The following is a 24,107-nucleotide window of genomic DNA, read 5'->3' as shown; positions in this document are numbered from 1 at the left end:
TCCGCCTTTCTTCAGCCTTTGAGCCCGGTGAAGGAAACGCCCTTCTCGATCAGGCGCTGGCACGAAATGATAATGATCATAAGCGGTATCGTCGCGACGATGAGGCTGGACATCATGACGTTCGCCCCCATGCTCTGGCGGTTCTGAAAATCGTTCAGGGCGACGGTGAATGTCCAGACGTCCGGCTTGCGCGCGACGACGAGCGGCCACAGGAATTCGTTCCAGACGCTGATGAACGTCATGACCGAAACGACCGTGAAGATCGGCGCCGCCATCGGCACGATGATCCGCCAGTAGATCGCGAGCTCCCTGGCTCCGTCGATCCTCGCCGCTTGCAGCAGCTCCCCGGGCAGCTGCTCAAAAAACCCTTTGAACAGGAAAATCACGATGCCCCAGGCGGTATGCGGCAGGACGATGCCCCACAGCGTGTTGACCAGATGCAGCTTATCCATCGTTAGATACAGCGGCACCAGGATGGCAATTTCGGGAATCATGATTGTCGCCACGAAGAACAGCGTCCACAACCCGGAGGCGCGCCCGCGAACGAGATGGGCGAGCGCGTAGCCGGCCATGCCTCCGATCAGCATGTGGCTTACAATCGTGCCGAAGGTGACGATCGTGCTGTTCAGCAGAAATTTGGGAAAATTGTACGCCGCGTCTTTGCCGCCGGCCATCTGCCAGAGCACGATGTAGTTGTCGAAGAGCCGCGTCCAATCGGCGCGCTCGGTCACGGCGAGCACGCGGCCGTCCAAGTAGTTCGCGCCGTTCACCGTCGCCAGGACGCCGGCCGAGGTGTCGGGCAGATCGGTTCCCGGCGAAGAGGGGCCGTCGTACGCGCCGCCGTCCGGCGTCCAGTCGAAGCGGGTCAGCTTTTGCTCGCGGATCATCGACAGCTTGAGCCGCATCGTCGCGTCCGTGAACAGCTGCGTCGGCACGATCTGCGGGCGGCCGGCGGTAAAGTGGTACGACGGCATCTCCGCCTTGAAGATCGTGACGCCGTCCTTGACGCCCGTTACGCCGAGCGAGCCGATGGCGTCGTTCTGCATTTTTTTCCAGGTGAACCAGATCGCCTTCATCGCCTCCAGCTCGAACTGCTCCTCCGACTGCAGCTCGGTGCCGTCGTAGTCCAGCGTGATCGTCACCGCTTTGGGTATGGTCGGCACCCACGTCGGGGGAAACCGGTAGATGGAGATGTTGTCCTTCATGGACGAGCTGATCATCCAGACGATAGGGACGATCGAGGCGACGATAAACAGCAGGGCGACCGAATAGGAGACGGCGCGCACGGAGCCCGCACCGCGCTCCCGGATGCGATTGCTTGCCATGGCTGGCTCCTTTCCGCCGGACGCCGGCATTCATTCCGTCCGCGAGAGGCGGATCTGTAAATACGTGATCAAGGCGATGATGGCGAACATGACGAAAGATATGGCGCCCGCCACGCCGAACCGGAATTCCTTGAAGGAACTGTCGAACACGAGCATCGACAGCGTCCGGGTGGAATTGGCCGGTCCCCCGCCCGTCATGATGTACATCGGGTCGAACGTCAGGAAGACGCCCGAGATGAAAGCGATGAACTGGATGCCGATCACGAACTTCATGCTCGGCAGGATGATCGAGCGCATCCGGCGCCAAGGCCCCGCGCCGTCGATCTTCGCGGCCTCGACGTTTTCCGCCGGAACGCCCTGGATCGCCGAGTAATAGATGAGCACGCTCATTCCCGTCCCGAAAAAGGCGGGCAGAACGATCGCCCATTTGGCCATCGCGGGGTCGTTCAGCCAGCCGTACGGCCCGAGGTTCACGAATTCCAGCAAGTAGTTGAGGAGGCCGTAGTCCGGGTTGTACAGCCATTTCCAGAGCAGAAAGCCGGCGACGGCCGGCACCGCCGTCGGCACCAAATACAGGACGCGGATCGTCTTGTTCCCGAACTTGACCTCGTTCAGCAAAATCGCCTGTACGATCGGCACCCAGAAGGTCAGAACGAAATAAATCAGGAAAAAGGCGAACGTATTGCCGAGCGCGTTCCAAAACTCGGTCGAGCGGAACAGATAGCCGTAGTTGTCGAGCCCGACGAACCGGCCGGGCGGGTGGATCACCTTGTAGTCGAAAAAGCTCATGTAGACCGCTTGGAGCAGCGGATAATACTTGAACAGCACGAAGGAGACGACGGCGGGCGCCAGGAACAGCGCCGACAGCAGCACGCCTCGCGATCTTGCGCGAAGCGCGGGCGCCCGGCGCGGATTCGCCCGGGGCCGGGTTACGGTCACCGTTCGCATGAGCCGGCATCCTTTCTCGAACGGAGGGAAGCGGCGCGGCTAGCGCGGCGCCTCCTTCCTTCCGGATTTACTTTTTCGCCGAAGCGTTGTAGGCGTCGACGACTTCCTTCTGCGCGGCGTCCTGCGCCGCCTGGAGCAGCGTTGCCGGATCGGCGTTCTGGTCGGTCAGCGCCTTCTGCACGGCCTTCACCACATAAGGCGTCAGCCGTTCCTTCAGGTAATATTCGAGATGCGTGTCGGATGCCGCTTTGTTCACGCCTTCGACCAGATCTTGCGGAACGTTCTGCGTGAATTGCGACGGATCGACGTCCTTGCGCACCGACAGCAGGTTCGGGAAAATGCCGTTGTCCGACTGGAACTGCAGCATCCGGTCCTTCGTTTCCTTGGACACCATGTACGTGACGTATTTCCAGGCGGCGTCCTGCTTCGCCTTGGACGACTTCGGATTGAGAATCCAGTAGGCGCCGCCGATCTGGCCCGGACCTTTGCCCGACGTACCGACGGGATACGGCGCGAACCCGATGTCGTTCAGGTCGAGGCCGTTCGCCGCGAAATCCCCGAAGCTGCCGGAAGCGCCGTTGGACATCGCCGCGCGCCCCTGATAGATGTCGTTCATGTTGTCCTGGTAGCTTTGCAGCACGTTGTTCTGCACGATTTTGTGTTTCCACTTGAGGTCTTTGTAGAATTGCAGCGCCGTCACGGCCGGCTCGCTCGTAAACGTCAGCTTGACCGTTCCGTCGGTCTGCAGCTCGGTCAGGTCTCCCCCGGCCTGCCAGACGTAGTACTCGAACCACCAGTCCGCCCACTCCATGCCGAGCAGCGTGATGCCATACTGTTTTTTGGCCGAATCGGTCAACTGTTTGCCCATGCTGACGAGCTCGTCCCAATTCGACGGCGGCTTGTTCGGATCGAGACCCGCGGCCTTGAACAGCTTCTTGTTCCAAAAAAGCCCCGTGACATACATGTCGTTCGGCACGCCGTACACTTTGCCGTCGATCCGGGCGGCGGCCATCGACGAGTCGATGAACTGGCCGCTATCTGCATACCCTTCCCAGTAGGGCGTCAGGTCGAGCGCGAGACCCTGTCCGACCCAGTCCCCGATGATCGGAAAATGAGCCATGTGATAGGCGTCGGGGCCGTTGCCGCCGGCCATCGCCGTCACGAACACTTCGCGGTCGTTCGTGCCTTGGGGCATCGCTTCGTGCGTCACCTTGATGTTCGGATTGGCTTTGTCGAAGTCCGCGAAGAGCTGTTCTTTGAGCGATTTGGTCGGATCCTCCGGCGTCGGTTGATCCCATACCGTAATTTCGACCGTGCCGCCCGATTCGCCGGTCGAGCCGTCCGCGGATGCGCTGGGCTGCACGGACGAAGCGCTGCCCTCGCTTGGGCCGGCGTCGTTCGAGCCGCCGCTTCCGCCGCAAGCCGAAGCCAGCGCCAGCAGCGAGGCGGCGACGAACGCCGCCAGCGTCCTTTTGCCGATCGTTCCGTAGGTCGCTGTCATGGTTAACCCTCCCTTGATGAGAGATCGTTCGATACTCCCTCAGTGTAGACCGGAAATGACAGCGCTTTCTATGGAATTTTCTAACCTCCTGTTAGCAATTTCTTAGCCAAGTCGCGCTCCGGCCTCTTCGCGAGAGGAATGCCGCGCGCACCGTCGAATACTCCACTTACGGCAAGAGGAGGTGAGCGCTTGGGCAACCTGGGTCATCGCTTCGGCAGCTACGGTACGAAGTTCCGCACCCGTCTCATGCTTTCTTTTTTTCTGGTCGTCAGCCTGACCGCCGTCATTATGGGCTATTTCTATTACCGGATCATGCGGGAGGAGCTCAAGACGTCTACCGTCCAGAGCCTGGAACGGCTTGTCGGCCAATCGGCGGACACCCTCGCGCTGCAACTCGAGACGATCCGCAGCATCGGTCTCAGCTATTTCACCGACGTATCGCTTCAAAAGTACTTGGACGACCCCGTCTCCTTCGAGGACAAACAGTATTACCGCAACAAACTCGAAGTCCAACGCCTGCAGAACCCGACCCTTTCCAATCTCACAATCGTCACTTCGGATCAAGACCAAATCTCCAGCATGTACTATTACAATCAGCGGATCCGCACCGTCGTGAACGAGGAGCTGGCGCGTGTCACCCGGCTTGCGGAAGCGCGTGACGGCTCGCCGGTCTGGACGCCGTCCGTCGCCATTCCGCGCGATTCGCTGACGCCCATGCGGACGATCAGCTTCGCGCAGCAGCTCAAGCGCATCACGCCGAACGAACAGCACCCCGTCGGCTATTTGAAAATCGACCTCGACCCCGCCGTCATCCGCCAGGCGTTCGCTGGCCTGCACGGGGAAGCCGCCAACGCGTACTGCATCGTAGACGGGGACGGGCGCGTCGTCTTCGCGGAGGAGGAGGCGCTCATCGGATCGTCTATGGCGAACGATCCGCTCTTCCTCGGGTATCGGCGGGCCGCGGCAACGCCGTCGTCCCCGAACCGCTTCGAGGCAGGGCAGGGCGGGGATGCCTTCATCGGCCTCTATCGCCGGCTCGGCGTCGCGGATTGGGTCGTCCTCGGAAAAGCGCCGCTGAACCGCATCTACGACAAAGTCGACCGTTTCCGCAACACGCTTTTCGCGATCGGCTTGGCCGCGATCGTGGTCGCCATGCTGCTCTCCTCTTTCATCTCCGCCGGCGTCACCCGCCCGCTGCGGGTGCTGAACAAGAAGATGAAGCAGGTGGAGATGGGCGACTTCGACGCCTTCATCGACGTCAAGGGGCGCAACGAGTTCTCCACCATCCAGCACAGCTTCAACAAGATGACGGCCGAAATCCGCCAGCTCATCACGAAAGTCTACGAAGCCGAGCTGCTGCAGAAGGAAGCGGAAATCAAGGCGCTTCAGTCCCAGATCAATCCGCACTTCCTGTACAACACGCTCAGCACGATCGACAGCCTCTCCGCGATGAACGGGGAGACCCGCGTCGTTCATATTTGCCAGGCGCTCGGCGGCATGCTCCGCTACAATCTGAACGGCGGCCGCTTCGCCACGATCCGGGAAGAAATCGATCACCTGCACCAATACCTTTCGATCTGCGTCATCCGGTTCGCCGGAGACTTCCGGTACGAGGTCGAGGCCGAACCCGGCATCGAGCGGCGGACGATGCCCAAGTTTTTGCTGCAGCCGATCGTGGAAAACGCCGTCATCCACGGACTGGAACCAAAGCTGGGTCGCAAAGAAGCGAGGATCCGGATCCGGTCCGGCGAAGAAGGCGAGCTGGTCTTCACCGTCGAAGACGACGGCGTCGGCATCGGAGCCGAAGCGCTCCGTCATCTCCGCATAAGGCTCGCCGCGCCTTCCGAGGCCGTCGCCGACCGGCGCGCCGGAAGCGGCTCAGGTATCGGTCTTTCGAATGTATGCAAGCGCATACAGATGACCTACGGACGCGATCCGCGCCTGGCAATCGTCAGCGCCCCCGGCAAAGGCACGCGCATCGACTTCTCGATACCCCTATCCGGCAAGGAGGATCCGCGATGAAGATCATGATCGTCGAAGACGAACCGCTGCTTCGCCAAGGACTCATCAGCAAAATCGACTGGCGCGCTTCGGACGTCCGTCTGGTCGCCGAAGCCGGCAACGGCATCGAGGCGCTGGAGCAGCTGTCGCGCTGCGAGCCGGACGTCGTGCTGACCGACGTGCGGATGCCCGGCATGGATGGGCTTCAACTGATCGGCGAAGCCCGGCGGGCCTACCCCCACTTGAAGTTCGTCATCATCAGCGGCTTCAACGAGTTCGATTACGTTCGGGAAGCCATGCGGAATCAGGTGAAAGATTACCTCCTCAAACCCGTCGATGCACGCAAGCTCCAAGACCTCCTGGCCGAGCTCGGTCAGGAGGTCCGCCAGGAGCGGGAAGCGTCCGCCAGGCTCGGCGAGCTGGAAGAGTGGACCCGCCTGGCGGGCGAGAGCGACGCCAAGGCGACGGACCATCTGCTGACTCAGCGCATCCTCGCGCCGGACAGCAGCTGGAGCCGGTTGCCGGCTCATCTGCTGGGCCGCTCCTTTTACGCCGCGGCTGCCCTCCGGCTCGCTGATACAGCGCCGGGCCCGCGGTTCGGCGAAGACGCCCTCCCGCTCGCCCGGTTCGCCGTGCAAAACGTGCTGCAGCACGCATTCGCTCCGTTCGCGGGAGACGCGCTCGTGTTTAAGCACGCCTACGATGCCGACGAGATCGTGACGTTTTTGGGCTTTGACGATTCTGCATCGTACGAAGCAGCCGTCGTCCGGCTGGACGAAGCGCTCCGATGGATCGGAGAGCGGCTGGAGATCGAGGCCTCCGTCGGCATAGGCGGCGCGGGCGCAAGGATATCGCATCTGCGCGACTCGTACGGTCAGGCCAAGGAGGCGCTGCTCGACCGCCTGCTCCGGGGGGAAGGCCGCGTCTACGTTCATGAAGAAGCCGTCGTTAGCGGAGACGAATCCGGTCCTTCCCCGCTGGGCGAAGAAGCGGAGCGGACCCTGCAGCTCCTGCTCGAGGAAGATCAGCCGGACGACTTCGCCGAGCAGGCGCTCGCCGTCTTCCGCGCGATCGCGGCCCGGCCCGGCGCGCGCTTTCGCCAGCTCGCCGACGCCTACGCGGAGACGTGGCGGCTGATCCGCCGCCAGGCGGCGCGCCTGGGTACCGCCCTGCCCGCGGCCGCGTACGGCGATCGATCCGGGGAGTTGGCCCGGATGAGGCATTGGTCCGAGACGGAGGGGCCGCTTCGCGCCGCGCTGCGGTCGCTTCGGCCGACCGCGCCCGACCGCGAGGACGACTGCTCCGGCGACCGGGTCGTCGCGGCGGTGAAGCAGTATGCGGACGGGCACTACGCCGAGGATTTGTCGCTGCAATGGGTCGCGGACGCCTATTTTATCCATCCGAACTATTTTGCCAAACGCTTCAAGCAGCTCGTCGGCGTAAGCTTCGGCGGGTACGTCACGGGACTTCGCATCGAGCGCTCCAAAGCGCTGCTGCTGACGACCGCGCTCAAGATCTCCCGCATCGCGCGGCTCGTCGGATACGAAGACCAAAATTACTTCTGCAACGTATTCAAGAAACGGACGGGCATGAGCCCATCCGCCTATCGGGGGGAAAGCGCTGCGCAAGACGATCTTTAACCGCATCGGCCCGCTACCGGAGCGGAACGGGCGAACGGGCGCCGCCTCGGCGCCATAACATAGTTCAGGCTGTTCCGAACCTCATACGGGAGTTGACGACAGGTGAAGATCGACGTGTTGATCCCCGCGATCGACAAAGACTTGGGCACGCTTCCTCACGTGATCGACGCCGTCCGCCGGCACGTGCAGCATCCGATCGGCCGGATTTACGTCGTCTCGCCGGAAAGCGAGCGCATCCGCAACGTTTGCAAACGCAAAGGCTGCACGTTCGTCAACGAGCGCCGCGTGCTGCCGATCACGAAGCGGGACATCCGATACAGCTCCAAACGCTGGGAGCGCTCCGGTTGGCTGTACCAGCAGCTCCTCAAGCTGGGCGGCACTTCCGTCGTCTCCCAACGGCATTATCTCGTCGTCGACGCCGACACGGTCTTTATCCGTCCGCACCGCTTTCTTTCCGAAGGCAAGACGACCTTTTACAGGCGCTCCTGGAGCCAGCCCGAATACTTCGTCACCTACCGCAAGCTGATGGGCGAGCGGGCTAAGGCGCGCCGTTCCTTCGTGTCGCACTACATGCTGTTCGACAAAGCTCAAGTTTCCGCGATGAAGCGCCGCATCGAAGCGAGGCACGGCACCCGCTGGTACAAAGCGATCATCCGGAGCATCAACAAGAAAAAGCAGTTCGGCTTCTCCGAGTACGAGACGTACGGCAACTATCTGTACGCCCGCCATCCGGGGCGGGTCGTCATGAAAAGCGCGCTGAACAAAAGCCTGCTTACGCGCTTCGGCTCCCTCTCCGACGCTCGGATCCGCAAACTGGCCAAGTCTTACCGCTCCCTCTCTTTTCACCAACGCAAAGGGTACGCGAAGTGATCGCGTACCCTTTTTTCGCATGGCTTTCGTATGGCTAATCTTGAACGGCCGCGATCGCCTCCGCTTCCCGTCTGACCCTGCCGGCAGAGATCCAGCGGACGAGCCCGTACAGGAAAAGGAACAATACCATGAAGCCCGCCGAATAACGGTACAGTTGCGCGTAGCCGGTCATCGAGGCGATTCCGCCCAGCATCATGGCGCCCGCCGCGACGCCGAGATCCGTCGAGTTGTAAAACATGCTGTTCGCCATCCCGTGCTGCTCCGGCGCCGAGGCGCGCAGCATCCACGCCTGGATCGTCGGCTGGATCGCGCCGAATCCGAGACCGTAGAGCAGGGCGGAGACGATCAGCGTCGCCGTCGTCGTCGTGTAGGACAGGACGAGCAGGCTCGCCAAGACGCATAGCGCGGCCGGAACAAGGACGGCGGCATGGCCGTGCCGGTCGAAGACGCGACCGGAGATCGGCCGGATCACGACGATCGTGACGGCGTTGAAGAGGAAAAACAAGCCGACCTGCTCGAGATGGACCGACGCGCCGAACAGCGCGATGAAGCTGAGCAGGCCGCTGTAGGTCACGGCCAGAAGCACGTTCAGCAGCGCGGGGAACGCTAATTTGACGTTGAAAGGGTGGGCGGCGCCCTCTTCACCGGCGCTTGGCTTCGGCCTCGCGGGCGCCGGCGGAACGGCGCGGCTCAGCAGCAGCGTCGGAATCGCGAGCAACACCGCCGCCGTACCCGCATAGGCGAGTGGAGGAAATCCGGCTTGCTTCATGACGTTCAGGCCGATCATCGGTCCGACCGACATGGCGAGACTCGTCGACAGCCCGAAATACCCGATCCCCTCTCCCATCCGGCCGATCGGGATGATCTGGGACACGAGCGTCGGGATGATCGTGCTCGCCATTCCGAAGCCGATGCCGTAACCGACGCGCATGAGCAGCAGCGAGCCGATCGAATCGGCGGCAACGTACAGTCCGGTGACGAGGCCGGCGATCGCGAGGCCCAGATACAGCAGCCCTGTCCGGCTGAAACGGCGCATCAGCGCCGCCGTGGCGAACCGGGTCGCGATCGCCGCCAGGGCGAACAGGCTCGTGACGAGACTGACCGTCAGATCGCCAACGTGAAACGTATCTTTTACGTAGGCCGGGAAGGAAGACAATAACATCTGCAAGTTCAAAAACAGCAAAAACGAGCTGATCGTCAATGCGACGAACGGTCTCGTCCATAATCGCGTATTCGGTTCGGATAATGCCATACGGTTGCTCTCTCCTGTTCTCTCTCTAGGTTGTCTCCCGATCGGAATCGGGTTCGGCTTCCCGCATCCGCTCGAGCTTGTCGTCGATGCGCCGAATCAGCGCGAGAAGCCCTTCGTATTCTTCGTCGGCCATGCAGCTCGACACCTCCGCGATGAAGGCGGTCTCGATCGGGGTCGTCTCCGCCAGCAGCCGCTTGCCCTCTTCGGTCGCGAAGACGAGGAAGGATCGGCGGTCCTGCGCGTCCGCTTGCTTGTAGGCCCACCCTTTCTCCGTAAGATGGTCCAGGATGCGCGTCGTCGTCGGCCGGTCTTTGCCGGCGCGCTCGGCGATGTCCTTTTGCATGAGCCCTTCCGCTTGGCCGACATGATAAAGGATCGACCACTGGTCGGGCGTGATGCCGTAGGACCGTAATCGGTGCTGAAAAGTATTCGTCAATTTGCGGTATGTTCGCCCCATAACAAAGCCTATCGACCGTTCCAGGCTATCGGAGTTCGTCGAATCCGTGATCGCGTTTCGCCTCTTTTCTCCGTCGTTCGTGTAATTAGTTGTTATATTAACTATATGATTGACAACTACTTCTGTCAATGTGCAACGGTTTCCCAGCATGAAAAAGAGGCCTCCGCAAAGTCATGCGATGACTTCAGGATGGCCCCATCTTCCATTTGCGTCTGAAAATTTGTAGGACAGATCTCCTACCGGTAACGAAAGTTAATCTTTAATTATCAGTCCGAACAAATTGGCGAAGACGGCCGCCTGCCCGGCCGAAATGATGCAACCGCGCAAGTTGTCCGCCTCGACGCCGAGCTGGACGAATTCGCAGTCGCTGAGGTCCACGCCAGCGAGCTTCGTGCCCGACAGCTGCGCGCGGTCCAGGTCCGACCTGCGGAACGCGACTTTGTCGAACTGGGCATCGTAAAAGTCCGATTCGCGGATCGCGCAGTCCTCGAAGGCGACCCGCTTCATGTCGGCAAACCGGAAGTTCGCGTAGTCCCCCGCGCAGCGCTCGAACAGGACGTTGCGCAGCGTCGCCTCCGACAGATCGAGCCCCATGATCTTGCAGTCGCGGAACACCGCCCGGTGTACGTTCACCCGGGAAAAGTCCGCGTTGGACAAATCGCATTTGTCGAAAACGACGTCGGTCAGCTCCAGATGCTCGAAGGCGTTGCGCGCGAACGCGACGCCCCGGAAGACAATCTCGTCGAACGCGACGCGTCGGGCGGATTGGTCCTCGATGCTGCCGTCCGACAGGATGCCCCGGCGATAAGTCTCTTCGGACGGAATGTGCGCGGGCAGCGGTAGCGACGGCAGATCGGGGGGCAGCTTGGGCGCCTCGGGAGCGGTCTTCGACTCGTCGGATCGGCTCGCCATCTTTACAGCCCCATGATGTGGTAGCCGGCGTCGACGTGCAGCACCTCGCCGGTTACGCCGCGGGACAGGTCGCTCAGCAAAAACATCGTCGCGTCGCCGACTTCGCCCTGGTCGACGTTGCGGCGCAGCGGCGCCCGTTCCTCGATCGTGGACATGATGTCGTTGAAGCCGGACACGCCTTTCGCGGCGAGCGTCCGGATCGGACCGGCGGAGACGGCGTTGACGCGGATGCCGCTCTTGCCGAGATCTTCCGCCAGGTAGCGCATGCTCGCTTCGAGCGCGGCTTTGGCGACGCCCATGACGTTGTAGTTGCGGACGACGCGCTCTGCGCCGATATACGTCTGGGTGACGATGCTCCCGCCCTCGGACATGATCTTCCGGGCTTCGCGGGCGACCGCGACGAGCGAATAGGCGCTCGAGTCCTGCGCCAGCACATAGCCTTCTCTAGTCGTATCTACGAATTCGCCCTGCAGATCGTCCTTGTCTGCGAAGGCGACCGAATGGACGACGCCATGGATCGGACCGGCTTCGGCCCCGATGCGGGCGAACGCCTCCGCGACGCTGTCGTCGCTCGAGACGTCGCACGACACCGTCAGGAGCGGCGAAATCTCATGTTCCGCGAGCAGCTTGGTCAGCTTGTCCAGCGAACGTTCCTTGCGGTAAGTAAAGATCAGCTTCGCGCCCTCGCGGTGCAAGGACTTGGCGATGCCCCAAGCGATGCTGCGCTCGTTGGCGACGCCCATGACGACGATCGTCTTGTTGCTCATGAAATTCGACACGATGATTCCCTCCAGCGAATAATGCCATGAACCTCTATTATATCGGAACCGCCCGACGATGGGTAGCGTACCCTCCCTGTCTCATCCCGATCACGTTCCGCTGGCCCGCCAACGCGCCGGCGCGTCGGGATCGATCCCTTTCGTCTCCCGGCCGAGAAAGGCGATCGCGAGCGCGCCGAGCAGGATGGCGACGAAGAATACGGCGAAGACGGCTTTGACGTCCGTCCCGCGCGAGACGAGGTCGCCGACGAGAAAAGGGCCGATAATGCCCCCCACTCGGCCGAATGCGGCGGCTAGACCGACGCCCGTGGAGCGCACGGCGGTCGGATACAGCTCGGGGGTATAGGCGTACATCGCGCCCCAGGCGCCCAGGTTGAAAAAAGACAGACAGGCCCCCGCGGTCATCAGCATGGCGGGAGAGCCGGCGCTGCCGAACCAGACAGCGCAGGCCGCCGTCAGCAGCAAATAGCATACGAGCACGAACTTGCGCCCGTACCGTTCGATGAGATACGCGGCGGTGAAGTAGCCCGGGAGCTGCGCGAGCGTCATGACGAGCACGTACTGGAAGCTTTTCACGAGCGCGAAGCCCTTCATCACCATCAGCGTCGGGAGCCATAGGAACATGCCATAATAGGAAAAGACTACGGTAAACCACAACACCCATAGCGCAAGCGTCGACTTGCGGTGATCCGGGGACCATACCGAGGCGATCCGAGCCCCAAGCTTCGGGCGGACATCGCGGGTCGCGGCGTCTCGATAGCGGGGCGAATCCTGAATGGCCCTGCGGAGGTACAGCGCGTACAGGCACGGAAGCGCGCCGATGGCAAAGGCGGTTCGCCACCCGTAATCCGGTATGACGAAGTAGGCGATGACGGCGGCCAGGATCCATCCGCCCGCCCAAAAGCTCTCCAGCAATACGACGGCCCGGCCGCGCACGCCGGCGGGCACGGATTCGGAGACGAGCGTCGAAGCGACCGGGAGCTCCCCGCCGAGGCCGAAGCCCGCCGCGAAGCGCAGCGCGCAGAGCATCGCGAAGCTGGTCGCGAGCGCCGACAATCCGCTGGCCAAGGAAAAGACGAGCAGCGTCCAGAGCAGCACGGAGCGCCGGCCGTAGCGATCGGCCAGCGAGCCGGCCACTGCGGCACCCATGGCCATGCCGACGGAGTTGAGCGCGGTGAGCAAGCCGATCTGGTGGGAGCCGAGCGCCCACTCCACCGACAAAGCCGCGACGACGAACGAGACCATCCCGACGTCCATGGCGTCGAACAGCCAGCTGAGCCCCGCGCTGAACAGGAGCTTGCGATGGCGAGAATCCCGCAGGAGCGAGCTTTGAGGCATGCGACGGCACCTTCCTTTCAGCTGCTACTATGGTCTAGAATTACCCTTTTTATCCTGTATGGCCACAGGTGCCGCTCTCCCGGGCCGGCGTCCCAAACGCCAATGTTCGGAGTCACTCGTCCACACCGATCGGCCGTACGCCGCACATGCTATAGCATGTCACTTGCGAAGGGAGGGGTCCTCCTGTATAAGAAGCTGGTGCATGCGGCAGCCGGCCTGGTCACCGGCGTGGTGCTCGTTCGGGCACCGTTCGGCGACGCGGTCTCTTCCACGTTGGCCGATATCGTCGACGCGATCGGTTTGATCGCCATCGCCGGGTTTTCGGTCGTGATCCTCTACCAAGCAGTTCGCGTGCTTCTGAACAAGTAGTAACATCATTTTCGCGACATCGAAGGGCTGTCCCGAGAGGGGCGGCCCTTTGCGTCGCTCTTCTCCCCTTCCTCTCCGTTCGCGAGCGGCCCGGGAGCCGCATAGACTATACCAACGGTTGGCGCGCTTTGTGCGCGATGCCAACATTTGGTATGCTAGAGACAGAGAGAGAGGAGCTGGGAACGGAAATGGTGGCAGTTCTTCTCGCCGGTACGGTCCTGGCGGCGGCCGCCGTCGCGGCCGGCCTTTACGGGACGCTTGTGGAGCCGCGGAGACTTTCGATCACCCGGCTTGAGATCGCTTCGCCGCACGTGCCCGAAGGCTTCGACGGCAAACGGATCGTCCAGTTCAGCGATACGCACGTCAGCCCGGACTTTCCGATGGATCGCCTGGAGGCCCTGATTGCCAAGCTGAACGCCCTGGAGCCGGATCTGCTCGTGTTTAACGGCGATTTGTTCGATTCGCGCAGGCGCAACGTCGAGGAAAATCCGAACACGTCCGACGTCTTGTCGCGGCTCGAAGCCAAGATCGGCAAGTTTGCGGTTTACGGCAATCACGATTTCGGCTACAACCGTTTGACGCGCTCCGTCGGACCGATCCTGACGCGCGCCGGTTTTCGCGTGCTAATCAACGACCTTGAGCGCGTCCATCTGCCGAGCGGGGAGTCGATCGTGCTGGCGGGCCTCGACGACTATATATTGGGCCGGCCGAAATTCAGGACGGTGCTCCCCAAACTGCAAGCGGAGGATTTCAACGTACTGCTCGCGCATGAGCCGGATCCTGCCACCGGATTTACGCACTTTCCGGTCGATCTGCAGCTGTCGGGCCACAGCCACGGCGGGCAGGTCCATCTGCCGATACTCGGCGCGCTCGTCCGGACGAAGATGGGACGCCAATACGTCGCCGGCCTTTATACGCTCCAGGGACGATTCGACCCCGACAGGCCGTATCGGCTTTACGTCAACCGGGGCATCGGGACGACACGCATGCGGCTGCGCCTCGGCAGCGTGCCCGAAATCGCGGTGTTCACCCTCAGGCGTTCCCGATAGCCGCGGCAACGCAGCCCCGTCCGATTACTTGGCGGCGCGGGTCGGCTTTGTCTTCTTGCCGGGCTTTGCCCCCGTCTCTTGGCCGATCTCGGCGAGACTCCGCTCGAGCGCGCTCATCCAATCCCCCAAATGTTCGGTGTTTGCCGCAGGCTGCCGGTGCCCGGGACCGTTCGGAATTTGTCGGGCGATTTTGGCGTCGATCAACCGGCGGACCGATTCGAGATGCACGTTGGGATAGTCGTTCGGCTCGAAAGGAACGGTCATGCCGGCCACGAGCTCGGAGAAGGCGTCCGTGAGCGCGGCGTTCGGAAGCGGCTCGGTCGCCCCTCCGCCGAGCGCCCGCGCGGGACGCACTTCGTCCGCGTAATGCAGCGTCGTCAGCATCAGGCCGTCCTTCGTCGCCCACACGGCGGCCAGCTGCCGCACCGAACGCAGCGTCAGGTAGCCGATTCCCGTTCGCTTCAGTTTGTATAAGCCCCCGTGCAGCACGCGGAACGCTTGCCCGCCCACTTCGTCCATGCCGACGAAGTAGTGTCTTTTCATATAATAGGGCTCGATGTCCGCGGTGCGCACGAAATGTTCGACGTAGAACGTCTTGTCGGAAGCGGGCGCCAGCGCGCTCAATTCGTCTTCCTCCAGTTCGACGTATTTGCCGCCTCCCAGCTCGTACGCCTTCCGGACGTCCTGCGGCTCGACCGCCGTCTCGCAATGCGAACAGTACTTTTGATACGTGATTCCATGGCCGCACGCTCCGTGCACTTGCTTAAAAGAAACGGTTTTCTCCTCGGTCGCGGCGTAAAGCTTGATCGGAATTTGCAGCTTCGCGATCTGCACGGTTCCTTTCCAAAACGCTTGCATAACGACTCCTCCCTCGCATCTCTTTATTCCCTATCATTTCCAAGATAGAGAGATTCGATACGAGGTTCGCCGCAGAAGCAAAAAAAAGCGTCCCTCCCAAGAGGAACGCTCCGCACACGAACCATAACGACTCAACGCAGAGAGCAGGTGCCCAACCGGTTCCGGATCGGGCCTGGAACTTCATCTTCGTCCGCGACGCTTCCGGCACCGCTTCGGATTTGCAGCAGCCTGCCCGTCAACTCCTGGAACCACGACTCGTCGCGCGTCGCCAGCGCCAGATCGATAAGACCGAGAATCGGTTCGGCGCGATCGTAAGCGAACTCTGGCATCTTCTTCGTGCCGCGCTCGCGAACGTCGATCGCTCTGCCCACCGCGGCTTCGTGATCCGAGGCGACGACATGGATGCCCAGCGTCCCCTGCAGCACGTTCACGCGCTCCACAAAACCTTGCACCAGCTCGCCTTCACCCGTATGGCCCATCACCCAATCGCCGATCTCGAAGTTCATGACGAATCACCGCCGTTTCGCAGAAATGAGGATATACTGTAATTATATTGATTACAGTATACGATGTCAAATCGTTCTTGCGCTGGCAGCGAGCAGCCGAATCAGCTCTTCTTCCTCGCCGGACGGCTCCGTCCGATGCGCGGCGCCCATGGCGGTTCAGGCCCGCAGGCGGTAGCCTGCTCCCCACACGGTTTCGATCATCGACGGACTCGCGGGATCGGCTTCGATTTTCTCGCGAAGCTTGCGCACGTGCACGGTCACCGTCTGCGTGTCGCCCATCGCGTCGATGCCCCAGATCCGCTCGAACAGCTGGTCTTTGCTGAATACCCGGTCGGGATGCAGCGCTAGAAAATGGAGCAGGTCGAACTCCTTGGTCGTCAGGGATACCTCTACGTCCCGGATGAACACCCTACGCGTATCGGGGTCGAGCCGCAGCTCTCGGATCTCGATCTCGCTTGTCGCGCCGCTGCGGCCTTTGAGCCGCTCGTAGCGGGCGATGTGCGCCTTGACCCGTGCGACGAGCTCGGCGGGCTTAAAAGGCTTGAGGATGTAGTCGTCGGCGCCGAGTCCGAGTCCCCGGATCACGTCCACGTCCTCCCGCTTGGCCGTCACCATCAGGATTGGCAAATCGAGCTGCTCGCGAATCTGCCGGCAAACCTCAAAGCCGTTCAGCTTCGGCAGCATGACGTCCAGGACGATCAGATCGAAGCGGCCGGATAAGCCCGACTCGAGTCCCTTCTCCCCGTCCACGGCGATCTCGGTGCGGAAGCCGCTGGCTTCCAAGTAATCCCTTTGCAACTTGGCGATACTCGGCTCGTCTTCGACGAGGAGAATGGATTTGCTCACTTGTCATCCGTCCCTTCTAGAAGAATGGGCAGGAGGAGCGTAATGCGCGTGCCGACGCCGAGCGTGCTGTCGGCGCGAATGTCGCCCCCATGCCCCTCCATGATCTGCTTGGCGATCGCGAGTCCCAGCCCGCTCCCGCCGGTATCGGCGTTGCGGGACTGGTCCGCCCGGTAGAACCGGTCGAATATGAAAGGCAGCGCCTCGGCGCTGATGCCGCTGCCGTTGTCCTCGATCGCGAGGACGATGTCTTCGCCTTGTCGAGACGCCTCGAGACGAATTTCCCTCTCCGACTTGTCCATGTACTTCAAGCTGTTCTGAATCACGTTGGTCAGCACGCGGCGGAAGGAATCCCGGTCCACCGACACGACCAAGTCCTCGTCCAAGTCGAGCTTGGCCTCGAGCTTCACCCGCTTCTTCTCCAGCTCGAAGGCGAGCTCCTCCGCCCAATCCGCGAGAAACGCGCCTACAGGAACCGGCTCGAACGCGAACGGCAGCCGGTTCAAATCCAGCTTGGAGTATAGAAACAGCTCGTCGATCAGGTGGTCCATCTGGGCCGCCTTGGCGGCGATCGTCCGGATGTATGCTTCGCTCTTCTCCGGCGAATCGGCGACACCCTCGAGAATACCGTCCACATAGCCGCGAATGGCCGTGATCGGCGTCTTGAGGTCGTGGGAAATATTGGCCACGAGCTCCTTGCGGTTGGCTTCGTACTGCTTTTGGATTTCGAGCGACTGCTGAAGCCTGACCCGCATTTCCTCGAACGCCATGCCGAGCTGCCCGATCTCATCCTTGCCATCCACCCGGACGCGGCGCGACAGCTGGCCGTCTTTGATCTCCCCGGCGGCTCTGCGCAGCTCGCGCAAAGGCCGGATGATGCGCTTGGACATGAAGTAGGTCAGCAGCGCATGCGTCAACACGAGAATGACGAGAAAGCTCGTGAACAAATATGGAAACGACTGGCGCGCGAGATGGACAAGCGGATCGACGCGGGTCAGCACAAACAGGCTCGCCGGCTGGCCTTCCGCGGTCAGCAGATCGTACTGGTAGGTCGTGTACAGCTCGTTCTGAAACGGCTTGGCATGTTCGGTGTGCTGGTAAGTAACGTGCCGATAAGTCGGCAAGCTCTCGAGAACGGCCGCATGCGGGCGGATGCCCGCGGAAGCGTAGACGTTCCTGTCGTCCACGCGGACGACGAGAAACGTATCCTGGTCCTTCATTTCATTGGATAGTTCGTCCAGATAGCGTTGATCCCGGAGCAGTCCGGGATTCCGCAGGATCGTCTGGTGTACGAGCCGTTGGAAGTCCCCTTCCTCGAAGCCTTCGACTTGGGTTTCGTATAGATGCGCGACGTTGCGCAAATCGCCCCGGAACGCCACGACGAGCAGCAGCGCGGTAGTCAGCATGAGGATGAGCGGGACGATCAGCATCGCCGCATAGGAAAGCAGCAGCTTGGTTCGGATGGACATGGGCGATTGCTCCGTTTCCCGGGAGGGCGGAATTCTCCGCCCTCTCCCGCGTAGTCGTTGGCGCGCCCGTCGCGACGGGTTCCTCGCGCGTATCGTACCATTTGCTCCGGCCGGGAGCAACAAATGCGGGAGACGCTTTCGCTCCGCCCGTTTCGCCGGGTTCGTCGGCGATCTTTCTTCAGTGTATCGGGCAATTCTCAACTTTTTGTGAAGCGGGCCGAAAAAAAGCTGCGCAGACCCATCGACGGACATGCGAAAGCCCCCGAGTCGTTCGGACTCGGGGGCTGTGCGGTAGCGCCGGCTCGGGGCCGGGACAGTCTGCCTTAGATGTACTCGATGGTGCCGGAGGAGAGGTAGTGCTTCACCAGGACGAAGCCGCCCCAGGCATCCTGGAACCACTCGACCGACTCTCCGTTTTCCTTCTGGGAGACGAATACGCGGGAATGATGGTTCAGCGGCAGATTCGGAAATTCGCGCTTAACGACGTGGACTTGCTTTTCGATCGGCGTCTTCTCGTTCATGAACGTTGGCTCCTCGTGATAAAGGTACGTCTTCTAAGGATGATATTTTAACATCTCGCGGAATGAATGGCAATCCCGACAAAGGAACGGATCCCAGCTCCAGGCTTGGAGCGAGACATTTATCGACTGTGTGAACGTACAAGCGCCGTGCACGGCGGCGAATACACTGTACTATCCCGAAGGCGAGGTGATCGGTATGAAGACAGTTCCCCGGACGTCCCAGGCGCGAACGCAAGCCAAACGGCTTGCCGGGCAACCTGTCTGCGTCGAGCTGTACGACGGACGTTACTATGTGGGCTGGATCGAAGGCATGGAGGACGGACAATTGGTGCTCGCCGGCAGGCAAGGCGAAGGCCGGATGCATCCGGCCGAACCGCTGCGCACGCGCCGGGCGAAGATCGCCGGGCTCCTCCCCGCCGTCTCGGCGGAAGGCGGTGCGGCGGCCGCGGAAGGCGCCGCGGCGGAGGGCGGCATCCGCGGCTTCGGCGGCTTCGGACTGAGTACCCTGACCGACCTGTTCGGCTTTATGCAAAAAGCGATGCCCGTCATCAAGATGGGGATGAACATGGTGAAGTCGATCATGCCTCTGTTCGGCGGCTTGAAGTAAGGCACGAGGTCTGAACCCGGGCAGGGACAAACGGAAACGATCAGGGCGAACGGCGAAACGGAGCCTGCGCGGGGCGCGGCTCCGTTTCCTGATGGATGCGGCCAAAATGAAAGCGCGACGTTAGACCGGTTTGTTCGTAAAGTACGCCCAGCCCGCCGCGAAGAAGACGCAAAAACTTCCCAGTACAACGGCCGCCAGCGTTTCCATGGACAGGTGAAACGCGCCGAAGCCGTAGTCCGTCCGCGGCAGCATCGCCAGCATCGGCTGCGCCCAAGGATAATAAGGCCCGAAGCGCTCCGAGTTCACCACCAGCACGTTCGGAATCGTGAGGATGACGTTGACGGCCAGCGGCGCCGCAAAGCTCTGAAAGGCGACGGAGACGAACAACTGCAGGGCTGCCAAGGGCAGGCAAGCGAGCCATCCTCCCGCAAACGAGGCGAACAGCGTTCCCCAAGGGATCGGGGAGCCGATGCCGTGCGTGGCTCCGATGATCAGCAGGACGATCAAGAGAAGCGCCTGCGTCACGGCGAGCAGCAGCATCAGAATGACGAACTTCGCGAAATACACCTGCGTCCGGGATACCGGCATCGCGAGCATCTGTTTCCATCCGCCGGCCGCATGCTCGTACCGGCAGAGCAGCGCCGCATAGACGCCGGCCAGAAGCGGCAGGAAGAGCATGGCGTGGAGGGCCGACAGGAGCGACAGCATCTCTTCCCACGGGAAGCCGCCTTTCGGGCGGTAGCCGAACGTCCCGATCGCGAGCGCGATGATCGGGCTGACTCCCGATAGCAGCCAGACGACGGAGCGCCTGATCTTGATCCATTCCGAGCGAATCATCTTGAGCATCGCTACGTCACATCCTTTCGCGCAAATACGGTCATCCCGACTAAGAAGACGACGGCGCCGAGTACCAGCCCCAGTCCGACGGAGAGGAGCGGCTCATGCGAGGCATTGAGCAGACTCGGCCACTTCCATGGCACCCAGTCCGGAAACCAGGAGCCGAACATGGCGGCGATCATGCCGACGATACCGATCGTCATCGGCAGCGCCTGATTGGCCAGGTGGACCGACAGCCCGCATTGCACCGCGACGAATGGCATGGCGGCGAGCAGCGGATAATACGCCGTCCGGAGCAGCTCCGCGATGGGAATCGGTCCGTCGAAGCCGAGCGCCCATCCGAGTGCGAGCGTGAACGGCACAAGCAGACTGGACGAGACGAACAGCAGAAGGACGTTCAGCAGAAACTTCGCGCCGAACACCTGCCCCTTCGACACCGGCAGCGCCAGCGTCATCTTCCAGGCGTTCGTCTGATGCTCGATGCCTGCCGACATCGACGCGACGATCGCGAGTCCGATGAACAGCGCTGACAGCGCGAGGTTCGAGACGTTAAGAATGAGGCCGCTCCACAGACCGTCCGCATAAAGCTTGGACAAGTAATCATAACGCAGGCCGAAGTTGACGGCCTGGAGGCTCACGACGCCAAGCGGTCCGATCACGACGAGCAGCCAGAGCAGCTTTTTACGGATTTTCAGCAGCTCGACGGAAAGCAGCCGGAGCATCATAGGCTGCCCTCCGTCCCCGTCATCTCCAGGAAAATGCGCTCGAGCGACGCGGTCTCTTCCTCCACCCGGTACACCTGATGGTTTTGGCGGACGAGCTGCGTGACGATGGCTGCCACCGTCCGGTCGTCCGCGCGCTCCACGGTAAGCTGGTGACGGTCCCAGGCGGCCTCGTAGCCGTGGGAGAGCAGCAGCCGCCAGGCAGCCTCGGGTTCGCTCACGCCGAAGCGAATGCGGCTCTTGGCGCGCTCGCGCAGCATCCGGATGCCGTCCTGGTAGATGAGGTTCCCCTTGTCGATAATGCCCACTCGGGTCGCCATCTGCTCGACCTCGGACAGCAGGTGGCTGGAGATGAGGATCGTCACGCCTTGGGTGGCGGGCAAGCTCTTGATGAGCTCGCGAATCTCCTGGATGCCCGCGGGATCGAGACCGTTGGTCGGCTCGTCCAGCACGAGCAGCTCGGGCTGTCCGAGCAAGGCGGTCGCGATGCCGAGCCGCTGCTTCATGCCGAGCGAGTACCCTTTGACGGCCCGATCCGCCTCTTTCGTCAGGCGCACGACGGACAGCACGTCGTCGATTCGCGACCGCGGGACGCCGAGCAGCCGTCTCACCACCTCCAAGTTTTCTTTCGCGGTCAAATGTCCGTAGTACGACGGATATTCCACCAGCGAGCCGACCTTCCGCAGGATCGGAATCCGCTCCTTGCGGATGTCCCGCCCGAACAGATGGACGCTCCCTTTGGTCGGCTTGGCGAGGCCGAGCAGCATCCGGATCGTCGTCGTTTTGCCGGCGCCGTTCGGTCCCAGGAAGCCGTAAATTTCCCCTTTCCCGATCGCGAGGTTAACCTCGTTCACGACGTTTTTTCCCCCGAGCCGCTTGGTCAGCCCTCGCGTTTCCAAAATCCATGCTTGATTGGACATGTCAGATCACCTCTGCCTTCATCCTAACGGGCAAAGGTTAAAGCCGCGGTCGGCCGGCGTTTATGATTCGTTTAAAAAAACGAGGATTTTTCGAAAATATATTTTTCCCTCTCCCCATTCATATATTTCCCCGTCACAGATTCGCTGCAACGAACGATATGCTTCGGCACTCCTTCGTATAGCAACCGTCCCCCTTCTTCCCCCGCACCGGGGCCGAGATCGACGATCCAGTCCGCCTGGTGGATGACGTCCAAATTATGTTCGATGACAATCAACGTGCTTCCTTGATCCACAAGACGATTCAAGATGCGGATCAGCCGTTCGACATCCGACATGTGTAGTCCCGTCGTCGGCTCATCCAACACATACAGCTTTCCTCCGCCGCCGCTTGCGAGCTCCATCGCCAGCTTGAAGCGCTGCAATTCGCCGCCCGAAAGCGTGCTGAGCGGCTGCCCCAGCGTCAAATAACCGATTCCCGTTTCCTGTATTCTCAGCAGCACAGACTCAATCTCCTCTTCCGCCAAAAAGGACACCGCCTCGTCCACCGTCATGGCTAACACTTCGCTTATATTTTTGCCGCGAAGCGTATAAGTGAGAACTTCGTCCGTGAACCGCCTCCCCCGGCACCGCTCGCACTCGCTCGATACCGTGTCCATGAACGCCAAGTCGATGTAGACCTCTCCCAATCCTTTGCACTCGGGACAAGCTCCCTGCGAATTAAAGCTGAACAACGAATCGTTCGTCCGATTGGTCGCAGCAAACATTCGGCGAACGGCGTCGAACATGCCGCTGTACGTGGCAATATTGGAACGAACCGACGCTCCGATCGCGCCTTGATCGATATAGACGGCATCGGGCCGACAGCTCGCAAGCACGTCATGAACCAAAGTGCTCTTCCCTGATCCCGCGACACCGGTGACGACCGTCATTACACTGAGCGGAAAGCGAACGTCGATCCCCTTCAAGTTGTTCCGGCGCACGCCTTTCGCCTCGATCCATCCGTCGGGCGAGCGCGGCTCAGTCTTGAATTCGGGCGTCCGCTTCACATATTCGGAAGTCCGCGTATGTGCCGACAGCAACCCGGACAACGTTCCTTCGTATACGATCCGTCCGCCGCCTGCCCCTGCCTCCGGTCCCATCTCCACAATATGATCCGCAATGCGAATGACATCCGGGTCGTGCTCCACAATCAACACCGTGTTTCCTTTATCCCGCAGCTCCCGCATGAGCCGATTGATATTGCCGACATCGTGTGGGTGAAGCCCGATGCTCGGTTCATCGAAAATATAAATCATGTCCGTCAGACTGTTGCCGAGCTGACGAACCAGCTTGATCCGCTGCGACTCGCCGCCCGACAAGCTGGCGGTGTCCCGATTCAATGTCAAGTAGCCGAGCCCGACGGAGACGATATCGCGCAGCCGCTTCGCCATCGCTTCTGTGACCGTCAGTGCCGCCGGTTCCTGCACGTCTTGAACGAATCGCGACAGCTCGCCGATCGGCATGCCTGCGCAGTCTGCGATGCTTTTTCCGTTGATTTTGCACGCTAACACCGCTTGCTGCAGCCTGCCGCCGCCGCATAGGGGACACGTCTCTTCGGTCGCCACTCGATCGATGGCGTCCTTGTACCGCGCTACGCCCCGGGAGTCCTGGTTCAGAAAGGTTCGCTTGATTCTCGGAACGACCCCTTCGTAGTACGATGTCGGCGGCCAACCCTTCGTCGGATTCGGAGGCTTAAAACCTGTCTTGTACAGCAAAGTGTCCAGTTCGTCCTCCGTGTAATTTTTGATCTTCTTGTCGTTGTCGAACAAACCGGTGCATACATACCTCTTCCACCTGAAATCGCCGGGCCGGAAGGTAGGGAATTCGATGGCGCCTTCGTTGAGCGACTTCTCCTTGTCGAGCAGCCGCTTCGGATGAACGATCTTCACCTTGCCGAGTCCTTCGCATTCCGGGCACATCCCCTGAGGGTTGTTGAACGAAAATATGTCCGAGTATCCAACGAACGGGCGGCCGAACCGCGAAAACAACAGGCGCAGCATGGCGTAAATATCGGTTGCCGTTCCGACCGTTGAACGGCCGTTGCCGCCGATTCTTTTCTGATTGATGACGATCGCCGCTGCCAAATGGTCAATCGAGTCCACTTCGGGCTGCCCGTAGTGCGGCAGCCGGTTCCGAACGAAGCTGGAATACGATTCGTTCAATTGCCGCTGCGCCTCCGCCGCGATCGTATCGAACACGAGCGCCGACTTCCCGGAGCCAGATACGCCTGCGAATACCGTAATTTTCTTTTTTGGAATCGCGACGCTGACGTTTTTCAAGTTTTTCTCTCTTGCTCCGATCATGCGAATAAAATCACTCGTTCTTATGGTCGTCATCCTCCTTG

General features: G+C 61.3%; 23 protein-coding genes. 6 read left to right on the top strand and 17 right to left on the bottom strand.

Features of this window, described 5'->3' with window-relative positions; genetic code table 11:
• Positions 1 to 11 precede the first annotated feature (11 nt).
• The 3 genes from LKX83_RS26045 to LKX83_RS26035 all read right to left on the bottom strand — a co-directional run bounded on the left by LKX83_RS26045 (position 12) and on the right by LKX83_RS26035 (position 3,774).
• The gene (locus tag LKX83_RS26045; protein ID WP_227885770.1) at positions 12 to 1,325 is read right to left on the bottom strand and encodes a carbohydrate ABC transporter permease; all 1,314 of its coding nucleotides are present in this window, start codon (positions 1,323 to 1,325) and stop codon (positions 12 to 14) included.
• A gap of 30 nt (positions 1,326 to 1,355) precedes the next feature.
• Positions 1,356 to 2,273: a carbohydrate ABC transporter permease gene (locus LKX83_RS26040; protein ID WP_227885769.1), complete on the bottom strand. Its 918-nt coding sequence runs from the start codon at positions 2,271 to 2,273 to the stop codon at positions 1,356 to 1,358.
• 67 nt (positions 2,274 to 2,340) lie between these two features.
• Complete coding sequence (locus LKX83_RS26035; protein ID WP_227885768.1) at positions 2,341 to 3,774, bottom strand: extracellular solute-binding protein; 1,434 nt, start codon at positions 3,772 to 3,774, stop codon at positions 2,341 to 2,343.
• A gap of 189 nt (positions 3,775 to 3,963) precedes the next feature.
• Between LKX83_RS26035 and LKX83_RS26030 the strand changes: the two genes are divergently transcribed.
• From LKX83_RS26030 to LKX83_RS26020, 3 genes are all read left to right on the top strand, one after another.
• Positions 3,964 to 5,796 (top strand): sensor histidine kinase, encoded by a 1,833-nt coding sequence (locus tag LKX83_RS26030; RefSeq protein WP_227885767.1) that lies wholly within the window; start codon positions 3,964 to 3,966, stop codon positions 5,794 to 5,796.
• Positions 5,793 to 7,415, top strand: coding sequence for a response regulator (locus LKX83_RS26025; RefSeq protein WP_227885766.1), 1,623 nt, complete (start codon positions 5,793 to 5,795; stop codon positions 7,413 to 7,415). Before LKX83_RS26030 ends, LKX83_RS26025 begins: the two co-directional genes overlap by 4 nt.
• Positions 7,416 to 7,517: 102 nt before the next feature.
• Positions 7,518 to 8,285 carry a DUF6492 family protein gene (locus tag LKX83_RS26020; protein WP_227885765.1) on the top strand — a complete coding sequence of 256 codons (768 nt, stop codon included), beginning with the start codon at positions 7,518 to 7,520 and terminating at the stop codon, positions 8,283 to 8,285.
• A gap of 34 nt (positions 8,286 to 8,319) precedes the next feature.
• On the opposite strand, the gene LKX83_RS26015 is transcribed toward LKX83_RS26020, so the two are convergent.
• The 5 genes from LKX83_RS26015 to LKX83_RS25995 form a co-directional block, all read right to left on the bottom strand.
• Complete coding sequence (locus LKX83_RS26015) at positions 8,320 to 9,537, bottom strand: MFS transporter (protein WP_227885764.1); 1,218 nt, start codon at positions 9,535 to 9,537, stop codon at positions 8,320 to 8,322.
• A 25-nt stretch (positions 9,538 to 9,562) separates the two neighbouring features.
• A complete protein-coding gene (locus tag LKX83_RS26010; protein ID WP_227885763.1) occupies positions 9,563 to 9,973 on the bottom strand; it encodes a MarR family winged helix-turn-helix transcriptional regulator in 411 nt (136 codons plus the stop codon).
• 273 nt (positions 9,974 to 10,246) lie between these two features.
• On the bottom strand, positions 10,247 to 10,906 hold the full coding sequence (locus LKX83_RS26005; RefSeq protein WP_227885762.1) for a pentapeptide repeat-containing protein: 660 nt from the start codon (positions 10,904 to 10,906) through the stop codon (positions 10,247 to 10,249).
• Positions 10,907 to 10,908: 2 nt separating this feature from the next.
• Positions 10,909 to 11,673, bottom strand: coding sequence for an enoyl-ACP reductase FabI (gene fabI, locus LKX83_RS26000; RefSeq protein ID WP_227885791.1), 765 nt, complete (start codon positions 11,671 to 11,673; stop codon positions 10,909 to 10,911).
• A 102-nt stretch (positions 11,674 to 11,775) separates the two neighbouring features.
• Positions 11,776 to 13,023, bottom strand: coding sequence for an MFS transporter (locus tag LKX83_RS25995; RefSeq protein ID WP_227885761.1), 1,248 nt, complete (start codon positions 13,021 to 13,023; stop codon positions 11,776 to 11,778).
• A gap of 156 nt (positions 13,024 to 13,179) precedes the next feature.
• On the opposite strand from LKX83_RS25995, the gene LKX83_RS25990 reads away from it, so the two are divergent.
• Together LKX83_RS25990 and LKX83_RS25985 are read left to right on the top strand one after the other, a co-directional pair.
• Positions 13,180 to 13,392, top strand: coding sequence for a hypothetical protein (locus tag LKX83_RS25990; protein ID WP_227885760.1), 213 nt, complete (start codon positions 13,180 to 13,182; stop codon positions 13,390 to 13,392).
• 188 nt (positions 13,393 to 13,580) lie between these two features.
• Positions 13,581 to 14,441: a metallophosphoesterase gene (locus LKX83_RS25985; protein ID WP_227885759.1), complete on the top strand. Its 861-nt coding sequence runs from the start codon at positions 13,581 to 13,583 to the stop codon at positions 14,439 to 14,441.
• A 24-nt stretch (positions 14,442 to 14,465) separates the two neighbouring features.
• Here LKX83_RS25985 and ku read toward each other — a convergent pair whose 3' ends face one another.
• The 5 genes from ku to LKX83_RS25960 all read right to left on the bottom strand — a co-directional run bounded on the left by ku (position 14,466) and on the right by LKX83_RS25960 (position 18,638).
• Positions 14,466 to 15,299: a non-homologous end joining protein Ku gene (gene ku, locus LKX83_RS25980; RefSeq protein WP_227885758.1), complete on the bottom strand. Its 834-nt coding sequence runs from the start codon at positions 15,297 to 15,299 to the stop codon at positions 14,466 to 14,468.
• A gap of 131 nt (positions 15,300 to 15,430) precedes the next feature.
• Positions 15,431 to 15,805, bottom strand: a complete 375-nt coding sequence (locus LKX83_RS25975) for an IDEAL domain-containing protein (RefSeq protein ID WP_227885757.1) — start codon at positions 15,803 to 15,805, stop codon at positions 15,431 to 15,433.
• Positions 15,806 to 15,961: 156 nt separating this feature from the next.
• Entirely contained in the window at positions 15,962 to 16,651 is a 690-nt protein-coding gene (locus LKX83_RS25970; RefSeq protein WP_227885756.1) for a response regulator transcription factor, read from the bottom strand.
• The gene (locus tag LKX83_RS25965) at positions 16,648 to 18,117 is read right to left on the bottom strand and encodes a sensor histidine kinase (protein WP_227885755.1); all 1,470 of its coding nucleotides are present in this window, start codon (positions 18,115 to 18,117) and stop codon (positions 16,648 to 16,650) included. Before LKX83_RS25965 ends, LKX83_RS25970 begins: the two co-directional genes overlap by 4 nt.
• 323 nt (positions 18,118 to 18,440) lie before the next feature.
• Positions 18,441 to 18,638, bottom strand: a complete 198-nt coding sequence (locus LKX83_RS25960; protein ID WP_227885754.1) for a hypothetical protein — start codon at positions 18,636 to 18,638, stop codon at positions 18,441 to 18,443.
• Positions 18,639 to 18,834: 196 nt separating this feature from the next.
• Between LKX83_RS25960 and LKX83_RS25955 the strand changes: the two genes are divergently transcribed.
• On the top strand, positions 18,835 to 19,245 hold the full coding sequence (locus LKX83_RS25955) for a hypothetical protein (protein ID WP_227885753.1): 411 nt from the start codon (positions 18,835 to 18,837) through the stop codon (positions 19,243 to 19,245).
• 120 nt (positions 19,246 to 19,365) lie between these two features.
• Here the strand turns inward: LKX83_RS25955 and LKX83_RS25950 are convergent, their stop codons facing one another.
• The 4 genes from LKX83_RS25950 to LKX83_RS25935 all read right to left on the bottom strand — a co-directional run bounded on the left by LKX83_RS25950 (position 19,366) and on the right by LKX83_RS25935 (position 24,099).
• On the bottom strand, positions 19,366 to 20,091 hold the full coding sequence (locus tag LKX83_RS25950) for an ABC transporter permease (protein ID WP_227885752.1): 726 nt from the start codon (positions 20,089 to 20,091) through the stop codon (positions 19,366 to 19,368).
• 2 nt (positions 20,092 to 20,093) lie between these two features.
• Complete coding sequence (locus tag LKX83_RS25945; RefSeq protein WP_227885751.1) at positions 20,094 to 20,807, bottom strand: ABC transporter permease; 714 nt, start codon at positions 20,805 to 20,807, stop codon at positions 20,094 to 20,096.
• Positions 20,804 to 21,724: an ABC transporter ATP-binding protein gene (locus LKX83_RS25940; RefSeq protein WP_227885750.1), complete on the bottom strand. Its 921-nt coding sequence runs from the start codon at positions 21,722 to 21,724 to the stop codon at positions 20,804 to 20,806. Before LKX83_RS25940 ends, LKX83_RS25945 begins: the two co-directional genes overlap by 4 nt.
• 71 nt (positions 21,725 to 21,795) lie before the next feature.
• Positions 21,796 to 24,099, bottom strand: a complete 2,304-nt coding sequence (locus tag LKX83_RS25935) for an ATP-binding cassette domain-containing protein (RefSeq protein WP_227885749.1) — start codon at positions 24,097 to 24,099, stop codon at positions 21,796 to 21,798.
• Between the last annotated feature and the right edge of the window lie 8 nt (positions 24,100 to 24,107).

The organism is Cohnella baijiui (assembly GCF_020731285.1).
Lineage (GTDB): Bacteria > Bacillota > Bacilli > Paenibacillales > Paenibacillaceae > Cohnella.
The sequence above is the reverse complement of the archived record's forward strand: the minus strand, read 5'-3'. Positions and strand labels throughout refer to the sequence as shown.

Coding starts and splice junctions, on each gene's coding strand:
- LKX83_RS26045 (WP_227885770.1), bottom strand. CDS start 1,325: ATGGCAAGCAATCGCATCCGGGAGCGCGGTGCGGGCTCCGTGCGCGCC.
- LKX83_RS26040 (WP_227885769.1), bottom strand. CDS start 2,273: ATGCGAACGGTGACCGTAACCCGGCCCCGGGCGAATCCGCGCCGGGCG.
- LKX83_RS26035 (WP_227885768.1), bottom strand. CDS start 3,774: ATGACAGCGACCTACGGAACGATCGGCAAAAGGACGCTGGCGGCGTTC.
- LKX83_RS26025 (WP_227885766.1), top strand. CDS start 5,793: ATGAAGATCATGATCGTCGAAGACGAACCGCTGCTTCGCCAAGGACTC.
- LKX83_RS26015 (WP_227885764.1), bottom strand. CDS start 9,537: ATGGCATTATCCGAACCGAATACGCGATTATGGACGAGACCGTTCGTC.
- LKX83_RS26005 (WP_227885762.1), bottom strand. CDS start 10,906: ATGGCGAGCCGATCCGACGAGTCGAAGACCGCTCCCGAGGCGCCCAAG.
- fabI (WP_227885791.1), bottom strand. CDS start 11,673: ATGAGCAACAAGACGATCGTCGTCATGGGCGTCGCCAACGAGCGCAGC.
- LKX83_RS25995 (WP_227885761.1), bottom strand. CDS start 13,023: ATGCCTCAAAGCTCGCTCCTGCGGGATTCTCGCCATCGCAAGCTCCTG.
- LKX83_RS25990 (WP_227885760.1), top strand. CDS start 13,180: ATGTCACTTGCGAAGGGAGGGGTCCTCCTGTATAAGAAGCTGGTGCAT.
- LKX83_RS25985 (WP_227885759.1), top strand. CDS start 13,581: ATGGTGGCAGTTCTTCTCGCCGGTACGGTCCTGGCGGCGGCCGCCGTC.
- ku (WP_227885758.1), bottom strand. CDS start 15,299: ATGCAAGCGTTTTGGAAAGGAACCGTGCAGATCGCGAAGCTGCAAATT.
- LKX83_RS25975 (WP_227885757.1), bottom strand. CDS start 15,805: ATGAACTTCGAGATCGGCGATTGGGTGATGGGCCATACGGGTGAAGGC.
- LKX83_RS25965 (WP_227885755.1), bottom strand. CDS start 18,117: ATGTCCATCCGAACCAAGCTGCTGCTTTCCTATGCGGCGATGCTGATC.
- LKX83_RS25960 (WP_227885754.1), bottom strand. CDS start 18,638: ATGAACGAGAAGACGCCGATCGAAAAGCAAGTCCACGTCGTTAAGCGC.
- LKX83_RS25955 (WP_227885753.1), top strand. CDS start 18,835: ATGAAGACAGTTCCCCGGACGTCCCAGGCGCGAACGCAAGCCAAACGG.
- LKX83_RS25950 (WP_227885752.1), bottom strand. CDS start 20,091: ATGCTCAAGATGATTCGCTCGGAATGGATCAAGATCAGGCGCTCCGTC.
- LKX83_RS25945 (WP_227885751.1), bottom strand. CDS start 20,807: ATGATGCTCCGGCTGCTTTCCGTCGAGCTGCTGAAAATCCGTAAAAAG.
- LKX83_RS25940 (WP_227885750.1), bottom strand. CDS start 21,724: ATGTCCAATCAAGCATGGATTTTGGAAACGCGAGGGCTGACCAAGCGG.
- LKX83_RS25935 (WP_227885749.1), bottom strand. CDS start 24,099: ATGACGACCATAAGAACGAGTGATTTTATTCGCATGATCGGAGCAAGA.